This window comes from Thermocrinis albus DSM 14484 (genome assembly GCF_000025605.1).
Taxonomy (GTDB): domain Bacteria; phylum Aquificota; class Aquificia; order Aquificales; family Aquificaceae; genus Thermocrinis; species Thermocrinis albus.
Genome location: NC_013894.1, coordinates 780340 through 801995 on the forward strand (window position 1 = coordinate 780340; position 21656 = coordinate 801995).

At 47.7% G+C, this 21656-nt stretch carries 23 protein-coding genes and 1 tRNA gene; 8 read left to right on the forward strand and 16 right to left on the reverse strand.

The genetic code is table 11. The features are described from left to right. Positions 1–93 precede the first annotated feature (93 nt). The 3 genes from THAL_RS04160 to tpiA are packed head-to-tail and all read left to right on the forward strand — an operon-like array spanning position 94 to position 2413. Positions 94–1359, forward strand: a complete 1266-nt coding sequence (locus THAL_RS04160) for a molybdopterin-dependent oxidoreductase (RefSeq protein WP_012991861.1) — start codon at positions 94–96, stop codon at positions 1357–1359. A gap of 12 nt (positions 1360–1371) precedes the next feature. Then, on the forward strand, positions 1372–1641 hold the full coding sequence (locus THAL_RS04165) for a hypothetical protein (RefSeq protein ID WP_012991862.1): 270 nt from the start codon (positions 1372–1374) through the stop codon (positions 1639–1641). A 25-nt stretch (positions 1642–1666) separates the two neighbouring features. Then, on the forward strand, positions 1667–2413 hold the full coding sequence (gene tpiA / locus THAL_RS04170; protein WP_012991863.1) for a triose-phosphate isomerase: 747 nt from the start codon (positions 1667–1669) through the stop codon (positions 2411–2413). Here the strand turns inward: tpiA and THAL_RS04175 are convergent. From THAL_RS04175 to lysA, 5 genes are read right to left on the reverse strand one after another with little or no spacing between them, the layout of a single operon-like run. After that, positions 2342–3397, reverse strand: coding sequence for an LptF/LptG family permease (locus tag THAL_RS04175; RefSeq protein WP_012991864.1), 1056 nt, complete (start codon positions 3395–3397; stop codon positions 2342–2344). The two genes, tpiA and THAL_RS04175, sit on opposite strands and share 72 nt — an antisense overlap. After that, a complete protein-coding gene (locus tag THAL_RS04180) occupies positions 3398–3598 on the reverse strand; it encodes a hypothetical protein (protein ID WP_012991865.1) in 201 nt (66 codons plus the stop codon). After that, on the reverse strand, positions 3595–4212 hold the full coding sequence (locus THAL_RS04185) for a type 1 periplasmic-binding domain-containing protein (RefSeq protein WP_012991866.1): 618 nt from the start codon (positions 4210–4212) through the stop codon (positions 3595–3597). The genes THAL_RS04180 and THAL_RS04185 overlap by 4 nt, the downstream gene beginning before the upstream one ends. After that, positions 4209–4751: a nucleotide exchange factor GrpE gene (locus THAL_RS04190; protein WP_012991867.1), complete on the reverse strand. Its 543-nt coding sequence runs from the start codon at positions 4749–4751 to the stop codon at positions 4209–4211. The genes THAL_RS04185 and THAL_RS04190 overlap by 4 nt, the downstream gene beginning before the upstream one ends. Positions 4752–4762: 11 nt before the next feature. Continuing rightward, positions 4763–6013 carry a diaminopimelate decarboxylase gene (gene lysA, locus THAL_RS04195; RefSeq protein ID WP_012991868.1) on the reverse strand — a complete coding sequence of 417 codons (1251 nt, stop codon included), beginning with the start codon at positions 6011–6013 and terminating at the stop codon, positions 4763–4765. Between the two features lie 43 nt (positions 6014–6056). Between lysA and argJ the strand changes: the two genes are divergently transcribed. Then, positions 6057–7193 (forward strand): bifunctional glutamate N-acetyltransferase/amino-acid acetyltransferase ArgJ, encoded by a 1137-nt coding sequence (argJ, locus tag THAL_RS04200; protein WP_012991869.1) that lies wholly within the window; start codon positions 6057–6059, stop codon positions 7191–7193. A 4-nt stretch (positions 7194–7197) separates the two neighbouring features. Here argJ and THAL_RS04205 read toward each other — a convergent pair. Beyond that, positions 7198–7281 (reverse strand) — tRNA-Leu (locus tag THAL_RS04205). A gap of 47 nt (positions 7282–7328) precedes the next feature. On the opposite strand from THAL_RS04205, the gene cysM reads away from it, so the two are divergent. Next, positions 7329–8276, forward strand: coding sequence for a cysteine synthase B (gene cysM, locus THAL_RS04210; RefSeq protein ID WP_012991870.1), 948 nt, complete (start codon positions 7329–7331; stop codon positions 8274–8276). Here cysM and tatC read toward each other — a convergent pair. Both tatC and THAL_RS04220 read right to left on the reverse strand, forming a co-directional pair. Continuing rightward, positions 8263–9009 carry a twin-arginine translocase subunit TatC gene (gene tatC / locus THAL_RS04215; protein ID WP_486679326.1) on the reverse strand — a complete coding sequence of 249 codons (747 nt, stop codon included), beginning with the start codon at positions 9007–9009 and terminating at the stop codon, positions 8263–8265. The two genes, cysM and tatC, sit on opposite strands and share 14 nt — an antisense overlap. Continuing rightward, positions 8942–9217, reverse strand: coding sequence for a twin-arginine translocase TatA/TatE family subunit (locus tag THAL_RS04220; protein WP_012991872.1), 276 nt, complete (start codon positions 9215–9217; stop codon positions 8942–8944). The genes tatC and THAL_RS04220 overlap by 68 nt, the downstream gene beginning before the upstream one ends. Before the next feature lie 28 nt (positions 9218–9245). On the opposite strand from THAL_RS04220, the gene THAL_RS04225 reads away from it, so the two are divergent. Then, positions 9246–9827: a UbiX family flavin prenyltransferase gene (locus THAL_RS04225; RefSeq protein ID WP_041434206.1), complete on the forward strand. Its 582-nt coding sequence runs from the start codon at positions 9246–9248 to the stop codon at positions 9825–9827. On the opposite strand, the gene THAL_RS04230 is transcribed toward THAL_RS04225, so the two are convergent. Next, positions 9818–10114, reverse strand: a complete 297-nt coding sequence (locus THAL_RS04230) for a hypothetical protein (RefSeq protein WP_012991874.1) — start codon at positions 10112–10114, stop codon at positions 9818–9820. The genes THAL_RS04225 and THAL_RS04230 overlap by 10 nt on opposite strands. A gap of 15 nt (positions 10115–10129) precedes the next feature. Further along, positions 10130–10768 carry a septal ring lytic transglycosylase RlpA family protein gene (locus THAL_RS04235; RefSeq protein WP_012991875.1) on the reverse strand — a complete coding sequence of 213 codons (639 nt, stop codon included), beginning with the start codon at positions 10766–10768 and terminating at the stop codon, positions 10130–10132. A gap of 18 nt (positions 10769–10786) precedes the next feature. Here THAL_RS04235 and THAL_RS04240 point away from each other — a divergent pair, with 18 nt between their 5' ends. Next, on the forward strand, positions 10787–11041 hold the full coding sequence (locus THAL_RS04240) for a c-type cytochrome (protein WP_012991876.1): 255 nt from the start codon (positions 10787–10789) through the stop codon (positions 11039–11041). Here the strand turns inward: THAL_RS04240 and sreC are convergent. From sreC to sreA, 3 genes are all read right to left on the reverse strand, one after another. Then, complete coding sequence (sreC, locus tag THAL_RS04245) at positions 11032–12045, reverse strand: DmsC/YnfH family molybdoenzyme membrane anchor subunit (protein ID WP_012991877.1); 1014 nt, start codon at positions 12043–12045, stop codon at positions 11032–11034. The two genes, THAL_RS04240 and sreC, sit on opposite strands and share 10 nt — an antisense overlap. 113 nt (positions 12046–12158) lie before the next feature. Beyond that, positions 12159–12857, reverse strand: coding sequence for a sulfur reductase subunit SreB (gene sreB, locus THAL_RS04250; protein ID WP_012991878.1), 699 nt, complete (start codon positions 12855–12857; stop codon positions 12159–12161). A gap of 13 nt (positions 12858–12870) precedes the next feature. Then, positions 12871–15714 carry a sulfur reductase subunit SreA gene (gene sreA, locus THAL_RS04255; RefSeq protein WP_012991879.1) on the reverse strand — a complete coding sequence of 948 codons (2844 nt, stop codon included), beginning with the start codon at positions 15712–15714 and terminating at the stop codon, positions 12871–12873. Between the two features lie 176 nt (positions 15715–15890). On the opposite strand from sreA, the gene THAL_RS04260 reads away from it, so the two are divergent. Then, positions 15891–17240, forward strand: coding sequence for an RNA-guided endonuclease InsQ/TnpB family protein (locus THAL_RS04260; protein ID WP_012991880.1), 1350 nt, complete (start codon positions 15891–15893; stop codon positions 17238–17240). 11 nt (positions 17241–17251) lie between these two features. On the opposite strand, the gene THAL_RS04265 is transcribed toward THAL_RS04260, so the two are convergent. From THAL_RS04265 to ftsH, 3 genes are read right to left on the reverse strand one after another with little or no spacing between them, the layout of a single operon-like run. Beyond that, positions 17252–18460: a molybdopterin molybdotransferase MoeA gene (locus tag THAL_RS04265; protein WP_012991881.1), complete on the reverse strand. Its 1209-nt coding sequence runs from the start codon at positions 18458–18460 to the stop codon at positions 17252–17254. Further along, entirely contained in the window at positions 18457–19746 is a 1290-nt protein-coding gene (gene leuC, locus THAL_RS04270; protein ID WP_012991882.1) for a 3-isopropylmalate dehydratase large subunit, read from the reverse strand. The genes THAL_RS04265 and leuC overlap by 4 nt, the downstream gene beginning before the upstream one ends. Positions 19747–19748: 2 nt before the next feature. After that, the gene (gene ftsH, locus THAL_RS04275; protein ID WP_012991883.1) at positions 19749–21611 is read right to left on the reverse strand and encodes an ATP-dependent zinc metalloprotease FtsH; all 1863 of its coding nucleotides are present in this window, start codon (positions 21609–21611) and stop codon (positions 19749–19751) included. Positions 21612–21656: the final 45 nt, after the last annotated feature.

Consider the following 21656-nt stretch of genomic DNA (forward strand, 5'->3'; position numbering starts at 1 on the left):
TAGCTTTCCATCACCTTCTTATAGCTTGTATAACAAACTCTTATTACGCTTCCCCAGAAGAAGATTATATACTTATCCTAGGGAGGTGCTAATATGGACAGGAGAAGCTTTTTGAAAGGTGGTCTTTTGGTGACCACGGGTGGGCTCTTACTCTCACGCTCCGCCTTCTCCCAAGATATCCTGGAGATAGTGACGGGGACCACACAGGCTCTTAAGTCACCTCGGTACCCTCTGATAGTGCGTACGTCAAGACCCAGAAACTACGAAACTCCTGTGTACGTCTTTGAACAGTTCTACACGCCCAACGATGCCTTCTTCGTAAGGTGGCATCAACCAGGCTATGCGGAGAGGAAAGAGGATTTCAAGGACTATACACTGAAGATAAAGGGACCAGCTGCCAAAAAACAAGCTTCTTTAACCTTAGATGAGCTAAAGAAGAACTTTAGAACCTATGAACTCACCGCTCTGTGTCAGTGTTCCGGAAACAGGAGAGGGCTGTTTGTTCCGAGAGTTCCCGGTGTGGAGTGGCGTTACGGTGCCATGGGTAACGCGCGGTGGGTGGGTGTAAGACTCAAGGACCTTTTGGATTACGTAGGCGTAGACCCAAAAGCAAAGGGTATTGTAGTTTATTCCACTTATAACCCTCCCGTGGTGGAAGGTCAACCAAGGTTTGAAAAGCCCCTTCCTCTTTGGAAAGCTATGGACGAAAACGTACTTTTAGCTTTTCTCATGAACGGAGAGGAGATGCATCCAGAGAACGGTTATCCCCTTAGGTTGGTGGTCCCCGGTTGGACGGCCACTTACTGGATAAAGGCCATCACCGACATAGACGTAGTTTATGACTTTCCTCCCAACTTCTGGTACAACACCGCCTACAGGATCCCTAAAGGTAAGTTCCCACAGGTGGAGTCCTGGGATATGGACCCATCTGCACCCAACATGCCCATAACGGAGATTATGGTTAACTCGTTGGTGGTGAAGTTTGTCAACGAAAACACTAAGAAGACCCTATACCCTTACGAACTTGACAACACTCAAATTAAGGACATAAGAAACTTCGCAAAACCCGGAAATTACATAACAGTCATGGGAATAGCTTACGACGGTGGCTATGGTATAAAAACCGTGGAGGTGTCTGTAGACGGTGGCAGAACGTGGAGAGAGGCTCGCATAACTAAATCTGACGGTAGGTTCTCCTGGGTCCACTGGGAGCATACCTTCAAGGTGGAAAAGAGGGGTGTATACACCGTTATGGCCAAAGCCACCAACAGAGTGGGTCAGACCCAGACCTTTGAACTCATATGGAACCCCGCGGGATATCACCATAACGTGGTACAGAGCTTTAACCTTTACGTTTGAGGAGGTAGTGTCATGAAAAGATCCTTGATAATCCTATGCGCTCTTGTGGCAGGCTACGCTTCTGCCAAAACCCTTAAGGGTTCTCCTGAAGAGAGAAAGCTGGTAGAGCAGAACTGCGTTTTATGTCACAGCTTGGATTACATAGAGATGGTGGCTCCTTTGACACCTCAAGGATGGGAGGCAACCGTTAAGAAGATGGTGAACGTCTTTAAGGCGCCCGTCAGTCCCGAGGACCAGAAAAAGATACTAGAGTACCTCAACAAGTACTACACGGGTAGGTGACAAGATGGTTTAAAATCTCTTACTTATGAAGTTGATAGCTGCCAACTGGAAGATGAACAAAACACAACGGGAGGCGGAGGAGTACGTAAGTAAGTTCTTACCTTTGGTGAAAGATGTCACCAAAACAGAGATACTCCTCTGCCCTCCCTTCACATCTCTCTGTAAAGTCTCTCAAATGCTGGAAGGATCTAACGTAAAACTGGGTGCTCAGAACTGCCATTCCGAAAAAAAGGGAGCCTTTACGGGAGAGATATCTACCGTCATGCTCAAGGATCTAGGTGTGGAGTACGTAATAGTGGGGCATTCCGAAAGGCGTTGGATCTTTGGTGAGTCTGATGAAATTATCCACAAGAAAATCGTGGCCTGTTTGGAGGAGGGTCTCAGACCTATTCTCTGTGTAGGTGAAAGGTGGGAGGACAGAGAGGCAGGGATGACCTTTAAAGTTATAGAGACGCAGATAAAACTGGCTCTAAGCGGGTTGGATGCTTTTGTTTCTAAAATAGACATAGCTTACGAACCTGTCTGGGCTATCGGTACAGGTAACCCCGCTACACCGGAGGATGCCCAGCTGGTTCACAGATTCATAAAGGATCTGGTGGGACCTGTGAGAGTACTGTACGGTGGTAGCGTGAACACTTCCAACGCAGGTGATTTTCTGAGGATGCCGGACGTAGATGGTCTTTTGGTGGGTACAGCCAGTTTAGACCCCGAATCCTTTTTCCAGATCATACAGGCTTCTGAGAACCATCATCAACAGGAAGAAGGAGGGTAACAGGCCCCAAAGGGGGTTTACCCCTATCTCCTCTGCCGTTATCTTTATAAGGTTTAGAGAGAGCATGTGGAGAGCCAGAGAAAAGCCTCCATAAAGGGATCCCTCCACAAGACTCCTCCTCTTAAGGAGAGCTCTGGCCACTATCGTGACCATAAGCAAGGGCATAAGGGATAACTGAAGGCGCCTTAGTATCTCTGCCAGATAGGCATATCTGTTTATACCCAGTCTTTCCGCCATACCGTAAACGCTGATCAGTTCTGTGAAAGTTATGTGTTCCAGTTTGGAAGCCAAGGGCCTTATGTTACTCAAGGAAAGGAAACTTACTTCCATAGGTCCATAAAACTTACCTCCTTTCTCCAAGTCTTCGTAATAGGCATCAGGTATAAAAAGGCTGTTTCCCTTCCAGAAAGCCTTAGATGCCCTGAGGGTAGCCTCTATGCTACCTTCCTTTGTGTAGAGCAGGAACACGTCGTAAGCCGTTCCCTTAGATACGTCTGCTAAACCTATGTGAGAGTACACCACCTTTTCGCCATCCTTAAGGGCAAACCACTGATCCTTAATGAGGAGGGTGTCCTTTTTACCCTTTTTGTACTCTTTTTCTATAGTGTACAAACTCCTCTGAAAGGATGGGTATATCTGGAAAGACATGTAGATGTGTAATATACTCAGTACAAGGGAGAAGAAGATCACAGGCCTCACCAGGTGGATAGGAGGTACACCGAAGGACACAATGAGCCTGTCCAGTTGCCTCTGTATAAAGAAACGTATCAGCATAGTGAGGGCTATCCAGCTTACGATAGGTGATAGATACAAGAAGGCCACAGGTAGGGACAGAAGTATGTACTGAAAGAAAATCTCCAAGCTCTTCTGCCGGAAGACTAAAAGCGTTTCAAAGGTAAGATAAAGAACACCTGTTCCCAAAAGAACAGCACTGGAGAGACCAAAGGCTTTTATATACAAGCGTAGTATGTATCTCTGTAGCATTCAGTCTTCTTGAAGATACCAGACCCTGACCCCCACACTCACGTGAGAGTTCCTCTCCCACAGAGTCTCCACCGATAGGATTTTAACCTTGTTTAGTCTTATCCACTCGTTGACCTGATCCCTGATAAGGTCCTCCAGAGTCTGTTCTTTGAAGGGTACCATCTTTCTGTGAAAATCCTTAAAGGCTATCTTCTGACTCATCTCTTACGCTTTTTCACAGCAGGCATCTTTTCGGGTTGTATGGATATGGTCAGATCCTTGACCACCACACTGGAGAAAACAGGCTTCTTATCCTCTATATAAAACCCCTTTATAGTGGATCTTTCCAAAAACTGGGCCACCTTTTCGTCCACCAGGGTGCCTTGTAGAAAACCGAGGGTGAGGGTACTGGGATGTACGATGATGTTGGCTCTGTCCATGCCCTCCGCCAAGCGTTTCAGATCCTCATTGAGGGCTGACTGCACTTCCTGATGAGGCCTCTCACCGTAGTAAGCTATGTATATCCATTGAGGAGAGAGTTGACGTATCTTCTGTACCAACTGGGGATCGTTACCCTTAAGGTAGTAAGCCTGAAGACCGAGGGTTTTCAAGGAAGCCACTAAAGAGGCCGCCGTCAAAGCACACAGATCCGATTGGGCCATGTATACCACCGCTATCCTGTTGTATCCTCGTTCCTTCAGTTCTTTGGCTACCTGCACCACCGTATCTATACGCGGGTTTACCCTCTCCGGTACCAGATATGTGTTCTCCTGCTGTGCCAAAGTCATGTGTCCTGTTATCAGTAACGCTGTTAGAAATACCTTGATTTTTCTCATGTTATCTCCTCCTCTGAGTAAGAAACTACCACCCGCGCTGGCCTCAACACTCTCTCGTGTAGAAAGTACCCTTTCCTTACCACCCTGAGGATTGTGTAAGGGGGAAGGTCGGGATTAAACTCCTTCTCCACAGCTTCCGCCAACGTAGGATCAAATACAGAACCTTCCAGCTCCATAGGTTTTATACCGTATTTTTCAAGGACGTTCATAAGCTGGCGATAAACCATCTGTACACCCTGTCTTAAAACATCCACATCCTGCACCTGGGTTTCAAGAGCCCTCTCAAGATTATCTACCACCTCCAAAAGATCCAGCGCAAAGCGATCGTAACCATAGCGAACAAACTCCTCCATATCTTTGCGATAACGTTCTTTGAGGAGCTCATACTCACGCTGCAGATTCATATACCTTTCGTTGACAGCCCTCGCTATCTGTTCCAGTTTTCTCACTTTATCTTCCAACTCTTGGAGTCTATTCTCTTCCTCCTTTATTTCCCCCTGCAGTTCCTCTTGCTGTTTCTCCATCTTTTCTTCCATCATAGTTAATAATTTTAAGAGCTTTTGGATAGTATGTACTGATAATCTTCCCTCTCACGTATGACGCGCACGTATCCTCTGTCTACCAACACCTCGCATGCACGTGGCCTCACGTTATAGTGAGAGGACATGGCAAAGCCGTAAGCCCCCGCCGACAGTACCGCAAGATAATCGCCTCTACCTACTTCCTCCAGCTGTCGGTCTTTTGCTAAAAAGTCACCAGTTTCGCATATTGGTCCCACAACGTCGGTAACTATGCTAGGTCTTCCCCTTTTAACCACCGGTAGTATGTGGTGGTAAGCGTCGTATATGGCAGGCCTTATGAGGTCGTTCATACCTGCGTCTACGATAACAAAATGCTTCTCTCCTTTATCCTTCACAAACTGCACCTGGGTGATAAGAACACCTGCGTTGCCCACTAATGATCTGCCAGGTTCCAGAACTACAGTGGCCTTTACCTTCTGCAGGATAGGAGAGAGAGCCGAAGACAGTTCCATAGGTGTCAGAGCCCTGTCTTCAGGTTTGTACTTTATACCTAAACCTCCACCTATGTCTAAATACTGTAGCTCTATGCCCTGATCCTCCAAGGATCTGTAGAGGTCAACTACCTTACTCACCGCCTCTACGTAAGGGGATGTGTCCAGTATCTGGGAACCTATGTGACAGTGAACACCTACTACCTGTATGTTTTTCATACTTAGAGCGTACCTGTACTCCTCCTCCGCCCTGTCTATGTCTATACCGAACTTACTTTTCTTCATACCTGTGGCTATGTAGGGGTGTGTTTTGGGATCCACGTGAGGGTTTACCCTTATAGATATCCTGACCTTTTTACCCAACTGTTCACCTAACTGGTTGAGGATCTCCAACTCCATACGGGATTCTACGTTAAACATTAGAATATCGGCCTTTATGGCTTCTACCAACTCCTTCACCGTTTTACCTACACCTGCGTAAACTATACGCGACGGGTTAACACCTGCCATAAGGGCCACGTAAAGCTCACCACCGGAGACTATATCCGCACCCGCGCCTTCACCTGCCATGAGAGATACGATGTGAGGGTTAAAGTTGGCCTTTACGGCGTAGCAGATAAGAGCACCTGGAAAGGATTCTCTGTATTCCCTTAGCCTGTCTCTTATGTAGGAAGCGCTGTAAACGTAGAGGGGCGTGCCGTACTTTTCGGCCAGTTCCCTCAGAGAAACACCTTCTAAGAAAAGTTCGTCCTTCACATACTCCAAGTAAGGGTTGTATTCCTTCACCATAGCTCATTTATTATACAAGCAAGGTTGTGTTATCATTTAAGGCATGGAACCATTGATGGGCGTAGGAAAGGCAGGACTTAAAAGTAGTAACAAACCCGATATTCTGGTCGTGCTTCTACCCCAAAGCTGCAATGCTTCTTTCCTTTTCACCACCAACCATTTTAGATCCGGTAGCGTCATATATTCAGAAAAGGTTTTTAGAAAACGGGGGACTGTTAGGGCTCTTGTTATCAACAGTGGTAACGCCAACTGTGGTGTAGGTCCGGAGGCGGTACTCCATGCCGAGATGATGGCGGAAAAGGCGGCCGCCCTCTTGGATATAGATCCAGAGGAAGTGCTGGTCTTCTCCACAGGCGTTATAGGGAAACCACTGCCCATAGATAGAGTACTGCAGGCTATAGAGGATGCCTGTAAGCTATTGGAGCCTCTGGATCTCAAGAGAGCCAGCGAGGTCATATCCACCACCGACAGATATCCCAAGTACGACTTTGTTAAAGATGGAAAGTTGGAGGTTTACGGTTTCGCCAAAGGTGCCGGTATGATACATCCTCAGATGGGAACCATGTTAGCTTTCCTTTTTACCAACGCCCTGCTGGAGGAGGATGTCCTCCATGAGTTACACAGAGAGGTGTGCGATAGGACCTTTAATTCTATAACGGTGGATGGATGTACCAGTACCAATGACAGTTTTGGCCTTATAAGTTTGGGAGTGGTGCGCGAGGATCTACAAAAAGTAAGAAAAGCTGTGGAGGAGGTATCGCTCAGTTTGGCCACCAAGATAGTGGAGGATGGAGAGGGAGCCACCAAGGTTATAAAGGTGGTGGTGAAGAACGCTTCCATAGAACTGAAGGCCCGCATGCTGGCAGAGAAAGTGGCCACCAGTCTTTTGGTAAAGACAGCGGTACACGGCAGAGATCCCAACTGGGGAAGGATAGTGGCTGCGTTAGGCTCTACACCCTTCCCTATTGATCAGAACAGTATCAGGGTCTACATAGGTAACCATCTCCTTTACGACGGAAAGGTACACTCTAAAGCGGTGGAGGCTGCCAGAAAGTATATGGAGGAAAACAGTGTGATAGAGATCATAGTGGATCTTCGGGAAGGAAAAAGTTCGTGGACCTACTACACCTGTGATCTTTCCTGTGAGTATGTGAGGATAAACTCTGAGTACACCACTTAATTAATGCCGGAGGCGGGAGTCGAACCCGCACGCCCTTTCGGGCACTGCCCCCTCAAGACAGCGCGTCTGCCAATTCCGCCACTCCGGCTACCTATATAAATATTATACCACCCTCCCTTATAATATGAAAACTGCATGTGGGTTCTAGGAGAGCATGACGAACCTTACAGAAAGGTAAGAAACTCCGTTCTACACCTTGTAGGAAACACACCCCTCGTGAGGATAAGGAAGGTGGTACCTCAGGATCTTTCGCCTAAGGTGGAGATATATGCCAAACTGGAAGGCTTCAACCCCGGTGGTTCTGTTAAAGATAGACCTGCACTGTCCATGTTTCTGGACGCTATCAGGAGAGGTTTGATAAAGGAAGGAAAAGTGGTGATAGATGCCACTTCAGGCAACACGGGTATAGCCCTTGCTATGGTGGGAGCCGTTCTAGGTATACCTGTGGAGTTGGCCATGCCCGCCAACGTTAGCGAGGAGAGGAAGAAGATAATAAAGGCGTACGGAGCTAAACTTTATCTGACGGATCCTCTGGAAGGCACTGACGGTGCTATCCTTTTCGTGAGGGAAAAGGTGAGTAAGGAACCTGATAGATACGTTTATCTGGACCAGTACAACAATCCCGCCAACTGGAGAGCTCATTTTTACTCAACGGGTATAGAGATATGGCATCAGACGGGTGGTAGGGTAACGCATCTGGTAGCGGGTGTAGGTACAGGTGGAACCATCATGGGAACGGGTAGGAGGTTGCGTGTCTTTAACCCTTCTGTTCAGCTGATAGGTGTTCAGCCAGCCTATCCCTTTCACGGGATAGAGGGCCTCAAACATATGGAGAGTTCTATAAAACCTGGTATCTTTGACGAGACCCTCCTCGACAGAACTGTGTTCGTGGAGACAGAACACGCCTATGAGATGACACGTAGACTGGCCTTGGAAGAAGGCATTCTCGCCGGTCAGTCCAGTGGTGCTGCTCTTTGGGCCGCCTTACAGGTGGCTAAAGAGTTGGAAGAAGGTGTCATAGTGGTCATCTTTCCTGACAGTGGTGAAAAATACCTCACTACGGCTCCCTTCAATCAGCTGTGACTATACTCTTCTCCTTCTTCCTGGCCAGTTTACCCAGAAGGAGGGATATCTCGTAAAGGACAAGAAGCGGCACCGCCATAAGTACCTGCGTGGCCACATCGGGAGCTATGAGGGCTCCCACCACGAAAGCTATTACAATAAAGTATCTTCTGAACTTCTTAAGATGTTCCTCTGTTATTATGCCCGCTCTCTGAAGTAGGAAAAGTACTATGGGTAGCTGGAAGGCAACACCAAACCCAAGAATCATCTTAAGAAGGAAAGACATGTAAAGATCCACAGACAGGAAAGGTGTGGCCTGTAGTTGGGAGAAACCTATACCTATGAGGAACTTGAGAGCTACCGGAAGCACTAGGAAATAGGCAAAGGCTCCCCCCATTAACAGCAAGATAAAAGAGAAGAGACTGAGGGGAAGGACGAGCCTCTTCTCATCAGGGTACAGGGCTGGTTCTACAAACCGCCACATCTGGTAAAGGATTACGGGAGAGGCCAGTATAAGGCCTACCACCACGGATATTTTTATGAGGATAAACAGAGGCTCGGTGGGGGAAAGGGTTACAAGTTGCACCTGAGGGTAAGAACGGACTACCGGTTGCTTTAACAGCTCAAAAACTTGGGGAGCAAAGTAGAAAGCGACGCCTGTACCTACTAAGAAGGCCAGTATAGATTTAATCAGTCTTTGACGTAGTTCCCTCAGATGTTCCGTGAGGGGCATCTTGGGAAGTTCCTGTTGCATCTTCCTTCACCTCTTGGTTTGTTTCCTGCTCCTCTTGCATAATCTTCCTGTTTATTTCCTCCACGTAAAGCTGATATCTTAACTCATCCCACGTTTCCCTTATCTTTCTGAGAAGTTCACCCAGCTGTCCTGCAAGTTCTATGGTCTTTTCCGGACCCAACACCAACAGGGCCACGAGGAGGATAAGGAGCAGTTGAGGAATGTCCATGCTATTAATTATAGGTATATTCATGAATATGCAAGAAAGGTTGGTGGTGAGCATAACGGGTGCCAGTGGATCTATATACGGTATAAGGCTTACGGAGGTGCTTCTCCAGCTTGGTTTTGACGTTGATCTCATCATCTCCTCCTCAGGCCTTTTGGTGATAAAAGAGGAGCTTGGTCTCACGTGGGAAGATCTTCGCAAAAAGTTCCCTCAGGTAAGATGGGTGAAGGAAAAGGATCTGACTGATCCCGTAGCCAGCGGATCAAGGTTGATTCACTACAGGGGAGTGATTATAGCACCTTGCTCTATGAGTACTCTGGCCTGCATATCGGCAGGCATCAACAACAATCTGATACATAGGGTGTGTGAGGTGGCCCTGAAGGAGAGAGTCCCTCTGGTGCTTTTGGTGAGGGAGATGCCCTACTCCCTGATACATCTGGAAAACATGCTGAGAGTAGTAAAAGCCGGTGCCGTTGTCATGCCTGCAAGTCCCGGTTTTTATCACAAACCTAAGAGTATTGAAGATATGGTGGACTTTGTGGTAGGCAAGATACTGGACGCCCTGAGGATAGAACACCACCTATTCAGAAGATGGAGAGAACCTCAGGAATGAAGTTTCTCTTCTATAAGGGTTAAGAGTTTTTGAAAAGTCTCTTGCAGTTCTTCTGCCATCTTTACCACATCCTTCCGCTTTGTCCTTTTGGCTCTATCCACAAGGGGAAGGATATGTTTCTCCCACTGGAGTTTGTACTCAGCAAGATCGTTCTCCAGTTCCTCCTTTGTTAGATCTTCCACAGTGGCTGTGTACATGCGCAAAATCATCTTGCAGGAGATAAGAAGGTTCTCCACCTCCTTCTCTAAATCACCTCTGTCGGTTCCCGCCTTTGTAAAGTCCCCCATGAGGATATAATATACCTATTCCCCACACCTTATGACCTTCGCTTCTACCTCCACCACCCCATCCCTCAGCATGTCCAGTCTTTTGGCCGCTCCATAGGAAAGATCTAAAACTCGCCCCGGCCTCTGTGGTCCCCTGTCTATCACCTTTACGGTAACTTCCCTACCGTTCTTCAAATTCTTAACACGGAGAAGACTACCGAGAGGCAAATCTCTGCTGGCGGCGTACATTCCTTCCATGTCGTATCTTACACCATACGGTGTATCTCTACCATGGTAGGGGTCACCATACCAACTGGCAAGCCCCCTTATCACCTCAGGACAGATGGTTTTACCGTCAAAACCACAGCGCTCCAACTCTAGTCTTGCCCTAAAAGGTTCTTCACCGAGGAGATTTTTGAATCTACTCGGCACACATACTCCCTCCGTTCCATCTCTTCTGTAGGTAGCTATCGTTATAGATTTACCTGTATCTAGGCTTCGTATCCTCACCCTGCTACCGGAAGGTACCAGGTTGGTGTAAGCTCTATCTCCATCACAGTAATACCCTCTTGTCTCCACCACGTTGGGACAGCTGGCTGTAAGGTAGGATGTGGACAGAGGTGGTGCGCAGGCGGATATCAGCATGAGAAAGGTCAGTAACACCCCCAACAGCATACCATAGATTTTAAAGGCATGGAAAGGGTGTGGATCTTAGTGGTGCTCAGTTTTATGTTAGCATACTCTAAGGAAGACGGACGCGTTATCTTTGAAAATGCCTGCCTGAGGTGTCATACGGAGAACTCCAGCAAACCCCTTAGGTATCTCATGGAAAAGTACAAAGGAAAGGCTGAGGAGGTAAAGGCCCTTGCCAGGAGATGCCCTTGGGGTAAGGGACTCTCCGACATGGAGATAGATCTCGTCAGCAGGTGGCTCGCAGGTCAACGATAGGTTATCTTGGTCTTCTTCCATTCCATGAACCCTTTCCTCAACTTATAACCTTCTTCGGGATACAGACCGTAGAAAAGGTTCTGCACATGGTTGCCTTCCACGAAGAAGCTCCAGCGTTCTAGCAAGCTACCAACCAGCAAAGAAGCAAAAGTGACGGCGTAGAAAGCGTACTGGTTCTTCCCGCTTATCCATACATAGAGAAGTAAGAAGATAGGCACCACGAAGGTGAGAATGTAAGCTATGGGTATGGTTATAGGAAGCAGCTCTTTACCTTTCCTGTAATAAAACTCCTCGGTACAGTAATTGGTGGTGGTGGTACCCGTATCCAGGACACGTATGGGTCTGTTGTGGGGGAGGTTCAGAGCCTCGTTGAGGGTGGGTCTCTTTAGAAAGGCCTGGCGAATGTTGAAGGCCAATCTAAAGAAAAGTCCCAGAGTCACGAAAAGGAAGGTCAAAAACACGTAGGTTCCCACCCATCTAGGATCGTAATGATACGTCATGGCAAGAAAAGCAGAGCTTCCCAGCATGAGGTACATGTCCAGAAAGTAAAGAACTGTGAGAGATGTGTTCCACTCTAAAACGAACTTGTTGGAGGCGTATATCATGGCTGTGGAGAAAGCCCCCAACCAACCCAGTAGGAAGGTAAGTATTCCCACCGCATGGTAAAGAAAACCCGTTACATCGTAGTACCTCAAAGCAAGGAATATAAGGAGAGACAAACCGTAAGCACCGCTGAAGACAGCCTCACGAGATAGCCAGGACGTTCTGAACCTTCTTATGGCTTTCCAAGCCCTCAGTTTGTGTCCCAAGTGAAAACTGGCACCTACAGCACCGAGACCTATCAAAACTAAAGACAGCAAAGATGAGAAAACCACCATATGTTTGGGTAGTGCTGTGTTCTTTCCCCACAAGGTGAGGAACTCCATAAAGTAAGTGAAGGTGAAAAGGCCTATGGAGGTTCCGGCAGTTAGGAAGAACCATATCAGAGATAAGGGTGGATGCATGTCAGTCTCTTTTACCCAGACATCTCGGTGTCTGGGGCCGGGCTACTTGTAACGCGCCCTTTATGGGTGTCCAGAGACCCGGCAGGCGCCATTTGGACACCCTCCCGTTAACTTCAAAGTCCCACATGATGTCTCCTGACTACCTCCAAGAAGAGGGGGTTGTCAGCTCTAAGAAGGTGCTCATCTATATGGATCTTGGTTTCTGTCCTCGGTAGGTAGTGATTGGCAGGGTTTGTACCCATATCGGGGAACAACACGAAACCATTCCTCTCCTTTATCATTCTGTAGGCTTCACTGTTAGGATCCTCTATATCTCCAAAGAACCTGGCACGTGCCGGGCATGTGAGCACACAAGCAGGTTTCCTTTGCTCGGGGGGTAAGGACTCGTCGTATATTCTGTCTATACACAGGGTGCACTTCTTCATAACTTTGTCTGCTTCGTCAAACTCCCTACACCCGTAAGGACAGGACCACGAACACAACTTACAACCTATACAATCGTCGTAGTTGACCAGCACTATACCATCCTGTTCCCTTTTGTAACTAGCTCCTGTGGGACACACGGGAACACATGGGGCATCCTGACAGTGAAGGCAGGATTTAGGTAGGTGAAACACCTGAGTGTTGGGAAACTCTCCCATTTCGTAGGTCATTATCCTGTTGTACCAAACACCCTCCGGCTCTCTTCCGTAGGGATCAAAGTCGGACAGCGGACCGAAGGATGCTTGGGTGTTCCACTCCTTACAGTTGGTGGCACAAGCATGGCAACCAACACAGGTGTTTAAGTCTATCACCAAAGCAAACTGTGCCATCTTTACTCCTCCATCATGGTTTGTACCTTAAGACCTCCACCCACCTCTCCTTTATGTAGGGCAAGGGTTCCACCTTAAACTGGGGATAGGTTTCGGGTGTCTGGTCTTCCGCTTTGTAGACACGTACCTTGGTGTCGAACCAAGCCAAGTGTCCCGTTATAGGATCACCGTAGTAAATCTCCTTTCCTCCTATACGTATGCTGTGGGGAATAACGTGGTTGAGGAGAAAACCTTCGTGGCCCTCCTCTGCTTCAGGTTTGAGACCCCATGTACCCTGCATCTTACCTATGGCGTTCCAAGTCCATACAGAGTTTGGTTCTGTGGTTTCCGTCAAGAAAACCTGACACTTAACCTTTCCTATCCTGGACTCTACCCATACCCAGTCCAGATGCTTTATACCCAGTTTCTCTGCGGTCTTGGGATTCATGTAAAGGTAGTTACGGGTAGATATCTGCCTTAGCCATGCGTTCTGAGAATCCCAGGAGTGATACATCCACTGAGGTCTTTGGGTGAAGGCGTAGAGAGGATACTGATCACCCGACACCTCCTCTTCGAAGGGAGGATACCAGAAGGGCAAGGGATCAAAGTACTTTACCAGCCTCTCTCTCAGTATAGGATCGTTGGGTGGTTGGTTCTTACCGTTCCATAGTCCCATACCTGCAAGACGGAAGGTCTGCAGTGTTTCCAGATAGAAGTTGAAGATTATAGGAGCCACTTTCTTGAGAAAACCCACACTCACTGCCCATTCCTGATAATCTTTGTTGGCGTGTCTATAAAAGCGCATGTTGAGAGGGAGACGGTAATAGAAGAACCCTTTGTTTTTGACGTACATCTCTAACTGGTTGGGGTTAGGCTCGCCTACGAAATGCTTGTCACCCTTTTTACCTCTCCAACCTGCCAGAGCACCTACACCCGGTCTCGGTTGCCAGTTGATGAGAAAATCTTTCCAGTCTTGGTACTTACGCGAGCCATCTGGATTCACAAAGCCAGGTAGTTTCAGTCTCCAACCTAACTCCACCATAACCTCCCCCCACGGTTTTACATCGTATCCCATCTGCTTAGGATCCACTATAGGCTGTCTTATGGCATCCACAGGTCCGTCCACGGCGGAGGGAGGTCTATCAAGAAGGGAGAGGGCAAACCACTGCTCCAGGTATGTGGCATCAGGAAGCACAAGGTCGGAGTAAGCTACCTGCTCGCTGTAGAAGGCGTCTATGGTTATTATCTTAGGTATAACGTAATTACCTGATGGGTCGGTAGCGGTGAGCGCCTCCAGTATATAAGGTATGTTTTGGGAAGAGTTCCAAGCCATGTTGGCCATATAGATCATAAGCACGTCTATTTCGTAAGGGTTCTTCTGGTAGGCTGCAGGTATAACGTTCTGTATGCAGCCGTGTGCGGCAAGGGGAAACCACCAACTGTAAGCCCAGTCTATCCTAAGGGGGTTTCCCTTTTCATCCACCAAAAGATCGTCGGGGTTTTGAGGATACCCAAGGTGGGGTCCTGGATAAACATCGCCGTACTTGATGTCATCCAGACTGTTTATTTTATAGGGCTTGGGAAGATCCTCTATGTGCTTAGGATAGGGGGGTTTGTTGAGGAATCCTCCGGGAACATCCACCACTCCCAACATCATCATGAGGAGAAAAACGGTTCTGGCGGTTTGGAATCCGTTGGAGTGGGACGCTACGCCCCTCATCATGTGGAAGGAAACAGGTCTGCCCACAAACTTAGTATGTTTTCTACCCCATACGTCGGTCCATTCGCAAGGTATCTCTATGGGATGATACAGAGCTATTGTTCCCATCTCCTTAGCTATCCTTTCTATATCCTTGGCAGGTATACCCGTTATCTTCTCCACTTTCTCAGGGCTGTAGTCTCTTACCAGTCTTTCTGCAAATATGTCAAAGGCCGGTCTTACCTTTAGACCTTCCGGCGTAACGAACTCTCCTATAAAAGCAGGATCTAAGTTCTCTGGAACAATTCTGTCTGCAGGTTTGAAGGTGCCAGATTTTCTGTCAAAGACCATAGGTTTTCCTTCAGCATTTCTGTAAAACAACCCATCTACAGAAGTACCTGGAGCACAGATTACCAGCCAAGGAGCGTTGGTGTACTCCTTAAGAAACTCCCAGTTAACGAGGTTGTACTTAAAAAGCACGTGCATTATACCCAAGAAAAAGGCACCGTCTGTACCGGGTTTTATGGGTACCCACTCGTCTGCCACAGCACCGTATCCCCACCTTACCGGGTTGACCACTACGAATTTGCCCCCCTTCCTCTTCATCTCTTGGATACCCAACTTGAAGGGATTGGAGGAGTGGTCCTCTGCTACACCTATCAGCATAAAGTACTTGGTGTTCTCAAAATCTGCCTCACCAAACTCCCAGAAGGAACCACCTATAGAGTAAAGGCCTGACGCTGCTATGTTTACCGAACAGAAACCTCCGTGTGCTGCCCAGTTGATGGTGCCCAGTTGACCTGCAAACCAGCTGTTGATGGCTTGCATCTGATCCCTTCCTGTGAAGAAAGCTATTCGGTGAGGTCCCTTTCTGCGAGCTTCTTCCAACCACTTGGTGGCTATCTCAAGAGCTTCCTCCCACTCTATTTCCTTAAACTGCCCGGAACCTCTTGGACCTACCCTCAGTAGAGGTTTTCTCAACCTGGCAGGACTGTACTCCTTCATTATGCCAGAGGACCCCTTGGCGCACAGAACGCCCCTGTTGGTAGGATGAAGATCGTTGCCCTTTATGTAGGTAACTTTTCCGTTTCTTACATAAACTTCTATGCCGCATCTACAAGCACACATGTAGCAGGTGCTGTAAGCTTTTCTGTCGTAAAAGCTTCCTCCTATGTCCATGGGAAACCTCCTGCAGATACTTAAGATAAATCCACAACTGGCACGGATACTTTTAAGTTTCTTATAGGATTATAACGCTATCTTATAGCAGGAATAAGAAATACTTATAGAAAAACTTGCGGGCTAAAACCCCGTATCTGTGATACGATTTAGATCATCAGGAGGTATATTGAGGAATGCCAAAATCTCTAAGATGTATCACCATATCCTTAAACGACCTTCCCAAAGAGTACAGGATTGTCCTCGGATATCTTACCTACCACTCGGGCAAGCTCTACAACCAGGCTCTCTACCTTCTCAAAAACAAACTCGCCAAGGTTAATATGTTTGACCTCTACAATAAGCTAAACTCCTCAATCCACCTCAAAGCCCTCCAGTCAAGAACAGCTCAGATAGTCTTAGATGAGCTTGTGAGAGCCTACAAAAACTGGTTTGAGTTTCAGATAAAACCTCCAAAATTCAAGTCAAAGAGAAATCCTCACAGAACCTTAACTTACGACAGGACAGGCTTTAAGGTGATAGGCACTAAAGTGAGGCTCAGTCTCTCTAAGGAGCTAAGAAGGTGGCTCAGAGAAAAGCACGATATACACGTCAAATACCTCTGGATAGAAACAGGGCTTGAACTGAGAGAGGAGCTCGTGAAGAATATTCAGATTGTTCCGAAAGGGACTGGATATGAGCTTCACATAATCTACGAGCATAAAATAGAAAACAGGGAGTATTCAGGAAACAAGGTAATGGTAATAGACCCAAACTCAGGAAACTTCATGGTGGTGGGGATAGAAGGGATAAAGACTCCTTACATAATAGACGGAAAAGGATTGAAAAGCCTGCTAAGGAAGTATTTAAAGAAGATAGCAAAGCTTCAGAGCTTAAAAGACAATCTCAAGAACAAGGGACTTCCCTACCACAGGGTGGAGGAGAGGATAAGCAAGCTCTGGGTGAAGATAAAGAGGCTTTTAAGATACTACGCTCATACGGTATCAAATCTGATACTTGAGCTTGCAATCAAGCACGGAGTGAAAGAAATCTACATAGGAGATGCGGTGAAGAATAAGAACAAAGAAAGCAAACTGAACTCGGTGGCGGACCAGATATGGAGCCTGCTTCCACACGGTAAAGTGAAAAAGTATCTGGAGTATAAAGCTCTGGAATACGGTATAAGTGTGGATTACATAGATGAGAGCTACACTTCAGGGGTAGACTCCACGCTCTTTTGTGGAGTTAGCAAAGAAAACTACACCCCTGAAGGAAGGATAAAGAGAGGACTTTTCAGAACCTCTCTTGGACTTTTGAATGCTGATGTTAATGCTGTGAGGAACTATCTTAAGAAGCTCGGAAAGTTTGACCTTGAAACCGCTTTGGGAAGACCTGTGAGGCTGAGGGTATTTTACAAGCTAAAGGGAAGTAGCTCCGCTATACCGCTGTATTGTGGTATGGGCAGGAGTAGGGGCGGTGTGAACCCGCCCGTGGTGGTAAGGAACGCGTTAAGCGTTCAAACCTACCACGAAGCTCCGCATCTTTGATGCGGGGTAGTTCACAGAAGTATCACATCCACCCTGTCGCCTTCTCTGAGAGTATTGACGCCTTCCGGGACTATCATGTAAGCGTTCATACCCACATAGGAGGTAAGCATATGGGACTGGGTTTTTGGCGAATAGTCACAGAGAAAAGTATCACCCTCCCACCATACACGGGCTCTCACAAACTCAAGTCTTTCTGAATCTTTGCGGGAGAAATCCCTAACGAGAGTAGCCTTTTGAATCTGGGGCACGTGGTTTCTTACACCCTGCAGTTTTAAAAGTGCAGGTTTTACCAACAGATCAAAGGCTATCATGGTGGACACGGGATTTCCGGGTAGACCAAAGAAGAGAGTCTTACCTTTCAAACCAAACAGGACGGGTTTTGCAGGTTTTATCCTTACCTTATGAAACTTTACATCCACTCCGTACTCCTCTACCAAAACCTTCACAAGATCCCTCTCACCTACCGAAACACCACCTGTAGTTATAAAAACATCATACTCTTCTATACTTTTCATGAGTTTTCCTAGCTTTACCGGTTCATCACCCACTATACCCAACAGGTGCGGTTCCCCTCCTGCCAAGATCACACCGGCCAGCAGGCCGTAGTTGTTAGAGGTCCTTATCTGAGACGGACTGGTTATCTCCTCTCCCAGATCCACCAGTTCATCACCTGTGGATAGAATCCCCACCCTCGGCCTTCTGTAGACCTCCACTTGAACCACGTTTATGGAAGCCAAGAGGGCTATCTCGTAATGTCTTAGGGTTGTCCCCTCTTCTAAGAGAATCTCCCCTCTCCTAAACTCTTCTCCCTTCCGTCTCACGTTAGCACCTGCAGGGACCCTTTTCTTTACCACTACATAGCCATCCTTCTCCTGCGTGTACTCTACAGGCACGACGGCGTCTGCACCCTCCGGGAGTGGAGCTCCTGTGAAGATCTTAACAGCTGTTTTTTTCTCCACCTTACAGGATGGCCATACACCTGCAGGCACCTCCCCCACCAGTTTAAGGAGTACAGGACTATCTTCTGAAGCACCCTCCGTATCCTCACTTATCACCGCGTAACCGTCCATGGCGGAGTTGTCAAAAGAGGGTCTGTCTTCGGGAGAAACCACTGAGGATGCAAGAACTCTTCCTACCGCATCCTTCAGAAAGACCCTTTCGGTACCCAGAGGTTGTGTGTTCTCCAGAAGGATACGGAGAGCTTCTTGATAGGATATCACGCTAAGACCTCCTCCAGCTCAGAAGCTTTCACCACCTCTTCCGGATGCGCTATCCTTCCCAAAACAGCGCTCGCAGCCACCACAGCAGGATTGGCCAGATAGGCTTCACTCTTAGGGTGTCCCATCCTGCCGGGGAAGTTTCTGTTGGAGGTGGATATGCATCTCTCTCCTTCGGCCAGTATACCCATGTGTCCACCCAAACACGGACCACATGTGGAAACAGATACTACGCATCCGGCCTCCATGAAGATATCTATCAAACCTTCCTTAAGAGCCTGCATGTAAACTTTCTTAGAAGCAGGTATCACTATACACCTGACGTAGGGGTGTACCTTCTTACCCTTCAGCACAGCGGCTGCTATCCTGAGATCCTCCAGTCTTCCATTAGTACAAGATCCTATAAAGGCTTGGTCTATGGTGATATGGGTGGACTCGGTGACAGGATGAACGTTGGAAGGTAAGAAGGGCCACGCCACCACAGGTTCTATCTTACCTGCATCCCACTCGTATATCTCCACGTAATGGGCATCTGGATCCGATGTGTACACCTCCCACTCTTTCTTCGCTCTCTGAGAAACGTACTCTATGGTTTTTTCGTCCGGTGCAATGATACCGTTTTTGGCACCTGCCTCCACCGCCATGTTGGTAATGGTGAAGCGCTGATCCATGGAAAGGGCTCTTATGGCCTCACCTTCAAACTCCATAGCTCTGTAAAGGGCACCATCCACACCTATCTGACCTATGGTGTAGAGGATGAAGTCCTTCCCCATTACCCATCGCTTAGGCTTTCCGTAAAATATGAACTTCATACTTTCCGGAACCTTTAACCAGGTTTCTCCTGTGGCGATAGCGTAGGCTATGTCGGTGGATCCCATCCCTGTGGAGAAGGCTCCTAAGGCACCGTAGGTGCATGTGTGGGAGTCAGCACCTACTACAAGATCCCCAGGCACCACAAGACCTTCCTCCGGAAGAAGGGCGTGCTCTATACCCTCACCTTCCTGGAAGAACCACTTAATGCCGTGTTTTTTCACAAACTCCCTCACTATCTTGGCCTGTTCTGCAGACTTTATGTCCTTGGCAGGTACAAAGTGAGACAGCACTAGAGCTATCCTTTCAGGATCAAAGACTCTATCTATGCCGTATTTTTCCAGCACCTTTATAGCTAAAGGTGCGGTTACATCGTTGGCCATCACCAGATCCACCTTGGCGGTGACCAACTCGCCTGGGTATACCTCTTTCTTGCCTGCATGTTTTGCAATTATCTTCTCCGTTATGGTCATACCCATCTTCAAACCTCCACAGTTTTTTCTTCTGTTTTGTGTTCTTCTTTCTTACATTGGTTTTTAACTTCTACATCGTACAATCTTAAGACCTCCACAAACTCCTCGCACGTTATGGTTTCTTTCTCTAAAAGTTTCTTCACCACAGCCCTAAGGGGTTCCCTGTGAGTCTCTATGATCCTCTTAGCTTCTTCGTAAGCTTCGGAAAGGAGACGTCTGACCTCTTCGTCTATCTCCTTGCGCAGTTCCTCACTTATATCTATGGAAGTGGTCATACCTCCTAGGAAAGGATTAGCCACGCGCCTTACGGCCACAGGTCCTAGTCTATCACTCATACCCCACATGGAGACCATTCTGTAAGCCAGCTCTGTGGCCCTCTGAAGGTCATTTTCTGCCCCTGTGGTAATACCTTCTTTGCCGTAAAAGACCTCCTCCGCTGCCCTTCCTCCCATGAGGATCATGAGTCTACCCATAAGGTCCTGCCTGTCATACATATGCTTGTCATCTATGGGAAGTTGTTGGGTTACACCTAAAGCCATCCCTCTTGGTATGATGGACACCTTATGAAGAGCATCAGATCCAGGCACCATAAGGCTCATGATGGCATGCCCTGCTTCGTGATAAGCTATCTTCTCCTTCTCCTTGGAAGATATTACCATACCCTTGCGTTCCAAGCCCATGGTCACCCTGTCTATAGCCTCTTCTATGTCCTCCATCTGTATGTACTCTTTACCTTTCCTGGCTGCCAGAAGTGCAGCTTCGTTAAGGAGGTTTTCCAGATCTGCACCGGTGAAACCAGGTGTAGCTCTAGCTACCACCTCCAGATCTACATCGGGTGCCAGCTTCTTGTTCCTGGCATGCACCTTGAGGATCTCGTATCTTCCTCTCACATCAGGTCTGGGTATAAAGATCTGCCTGTCAAATCTTCCGGGTCTAAGGAGGGCGGGATCTAGTATGTCGGGCCTGTTGGTGGCCGCTATCACTATGATGCCGTCTGAGGTGTCAAAACCATCCATCTCCACCAGTAGCTGGTTGAGGGTCTGTTCTCTCTCGTCGTGTCCCCCTCCCAAGTTGATGACACCCCGGGATCTGCCTACCGCGTCTATCTCATCTATGAAAATGATACAGGGTGCATGTCTCTTGGCTGTCTCAAAGAGATCCCTCACACGGGCAGCACCTACACCCACAAACATCTCCACAAAATCGGATCCTGACACAGATATGAAGGGAACATGAGCCTCACCTGCTATGGCTCTTGCCAGAAGTGTTTTACCAACACCAGGCTCTCCGTACAGGAGAACACCTTTCGGAGGTCTTCCTCCCAGGCGTTGAAAGCGCAGAGGATCCCTTAGGTACTCTATTATCTCCTTTACCTCCTCCTTCACCTCATCCATACCAGCCACATCTTCCAGCTTCACCTTAGGTTTCTCGTCTATGTATATCTTGGCTCTGCTTTTGCCGAAACTGAAGGCGCGTGCGTTTCCTCCACCTGAACTTACCTGCCTCATCATGTAGATCCATATGCCTATAAAGACGAGGATAGGAAGCCAGGAGACCAGAAAAGTCATCCACCACCCACCGTGATCCTGTGTCTGAACCTCTACGTTCACACCTTTCTCTATCAGGCGATCCACGAGATCAGAACCAGGGGGTATACCCGTTTCTATCCTTTGGCCGTCAGTAGTTACACCCACCAAGGTGTTATCTCTTATCTTTACCTCACGTAGCTTACCTTCGTCAGCAAGTTGCAAAACTGTGTTGATGGGTGTTCGTACAGCACCGGATTTACTTCCCGATTCAAACATATTAAAGGCTAAAACCATAAACCCTATTATGAACAACCAAACAAAGATGTTCTTAAACCACTGCATACTTTACCTGTATACCGAGGAGATGATTCCTTCCTCGGTGCCGGG

What these genes read in the sequence shown, in the direction of transcription:
- THAL_RS04180 (WP_012991865.1), bottom strand. Translation starts at nt 3,598, where the DNA reads ATGAGTCAGAAGATAGCCTTTAAGGATTTTCACAGAAAGATGGTACCC.
- THAL_RS04165 (WP_012991862.1), top strand. Translation starts at nt 1,372, where the DNA reads ATGAAAAGATCCTTGATAATCCTATGCGCTCTTGTGGCAGGCTACGCT.
- sreB (WP_012991878.1), bottom strand. Translation starts at nt 12,857, where the DNA reads ATGGCACAGTTTGCTTTGGTGATAGACTTAAACACCTGTGTTGGTTGC.
- tatC (WP_486679326.1), bottom strand. Translation starts at nt 9,009, where the DNA reads ATGCAACAGGAACTTCCCAAGATGCCCCTCACGGAACATCTGAGGGAA.
- THAL_RS04230 (WP_012991874.1), bottom strand. Translation starts at nt 10,114, where the DNA reads ATGGGGGACTTTACAAAGGCGGGAACCGACAGAGGTGATTTAGAGAAG.
- leuC (WP_012991882.1), bottom strand. Translation starts at nt 19,746, where the DNA reads ATGGGTATGACCATAACGGAGAAGATAATTGCAAAACATGCAGGCAAG.
- sreA (WP_012991879.1), bottom strand. Translation starts at nt 15,714, where the DNA reads ATGGACATAGGAGGAAGCTTTTACGACAGAAAAGCTTACAGCACCTGC.
- cysM (WP_012991870.1), top strand. Translation starts at nt 7,329, where the DNA reads ATGTGGGTTCTAGGAGAGCATGACGAACCTTACAGAAAGGTAAGAAAC.
- ftsH (WP_012991883.1), bottom strand. Translation starts at nt 21,611, where the DNA reads ATGCAGTGGTTTAAGAACATCTTTGTTTGGTTGTTCATAATAGGGTTT.
- THAL_RS04235 (WP_012991875.1), bottom strand. Translation starts at nt 10,768, where the DNA reads ATGCTGTTGGGGGTGTTACTGACCTTTCTCATGCTGATATCCGCCTGC.
- THAL_RS04260 (WP_012991880.1), top strand. Translation starts at nt 15,891, where the DNA reads ATGCCAAAATCTCTAAGATGTATCACCATATCCTTAAACGACCTTCCC.
- lysA (WP_012991868.1), bottom strand. Translation starts at nt 6,013, where the DNA reads ATGGTGAAGGAATACAACCCTTACTTGGAGTATGTGAAGGACGAACTT.
- THAL_RS04220 (WP_012991872.1), bottom strand. Translation starts at nt 9,217, where the DNA reads ATGGACATTCCTCAACTGCTCCTTATCCTCCTCGTGGCCCTGTTGGTG.
- sreC (WP_012991877.1), bottom strand. Translation starts at nt 12,045, where the DNA reads ATGCATCCACCCTTATCTCTGATATGGTTCTTCCTAACTGCCGGAACC.
- THAL_RS04160 (WP_012991861.1), top strand. Translation starts at nt 94, where the DNA reads ATGGACAGGAGAAGCTTTTTGAAAGGTGGTCTTTTGGTGACCACGGGT.
- THAL_RS04225 (WP_041434206.1), top strand. Translation starts at nt 9,246, where the DNA reads ATGCAAGAAAGGTTGGTGGTGAGCATAACGGGTGCCAGTGGATCTATA.
- THAL_RS04175 (WP_012991864.1), bottom strand. Translation starts at nt 3,397, where the DNA reads ATGCTACAGAGATACATACTACGCTTGTATATAAAAGCCTTTGGTCTC.
- argJ (WP_012991869.1), top strand. Translation starts at nt 6,057, where the DNA reads ATGGAACCATTGATGGGCGTAGGAAAGGCAGGACTTAAAAGTAGTAAC.
- THAL_RS04185 (WP_012991866.1), bottom strand. Translation starts at nt 4,212, where the DNA reads ATGAGAAAAATCAAGGTATTTCTAACAGCGTTACTGATAACAGGACAC.
- THAL_RS04240 (WP_012991876.1), top strand. Translation starts at nt 10,787, where the DNA reads ATGGAAAGGGTGTGGATCTTAGTGGTGCTCAGTTTTATGTTAGCATAC.
- THAL_RS04190 (WP_012991867.1), bottom strand. Translation starts at nt 4,751, where the DNA reads ATGATGGAAGAAAAGATGGAGAAACAGCAAGAGGAACTGCAGGGGGAA.
- tpiA (WP_012991863.1), top strand. Translation starts at nt 1,667, where the DNA reads ATGAAGTTGATAGCTGCCAACTGGAAGATGAACAAAACACAACGGGAG.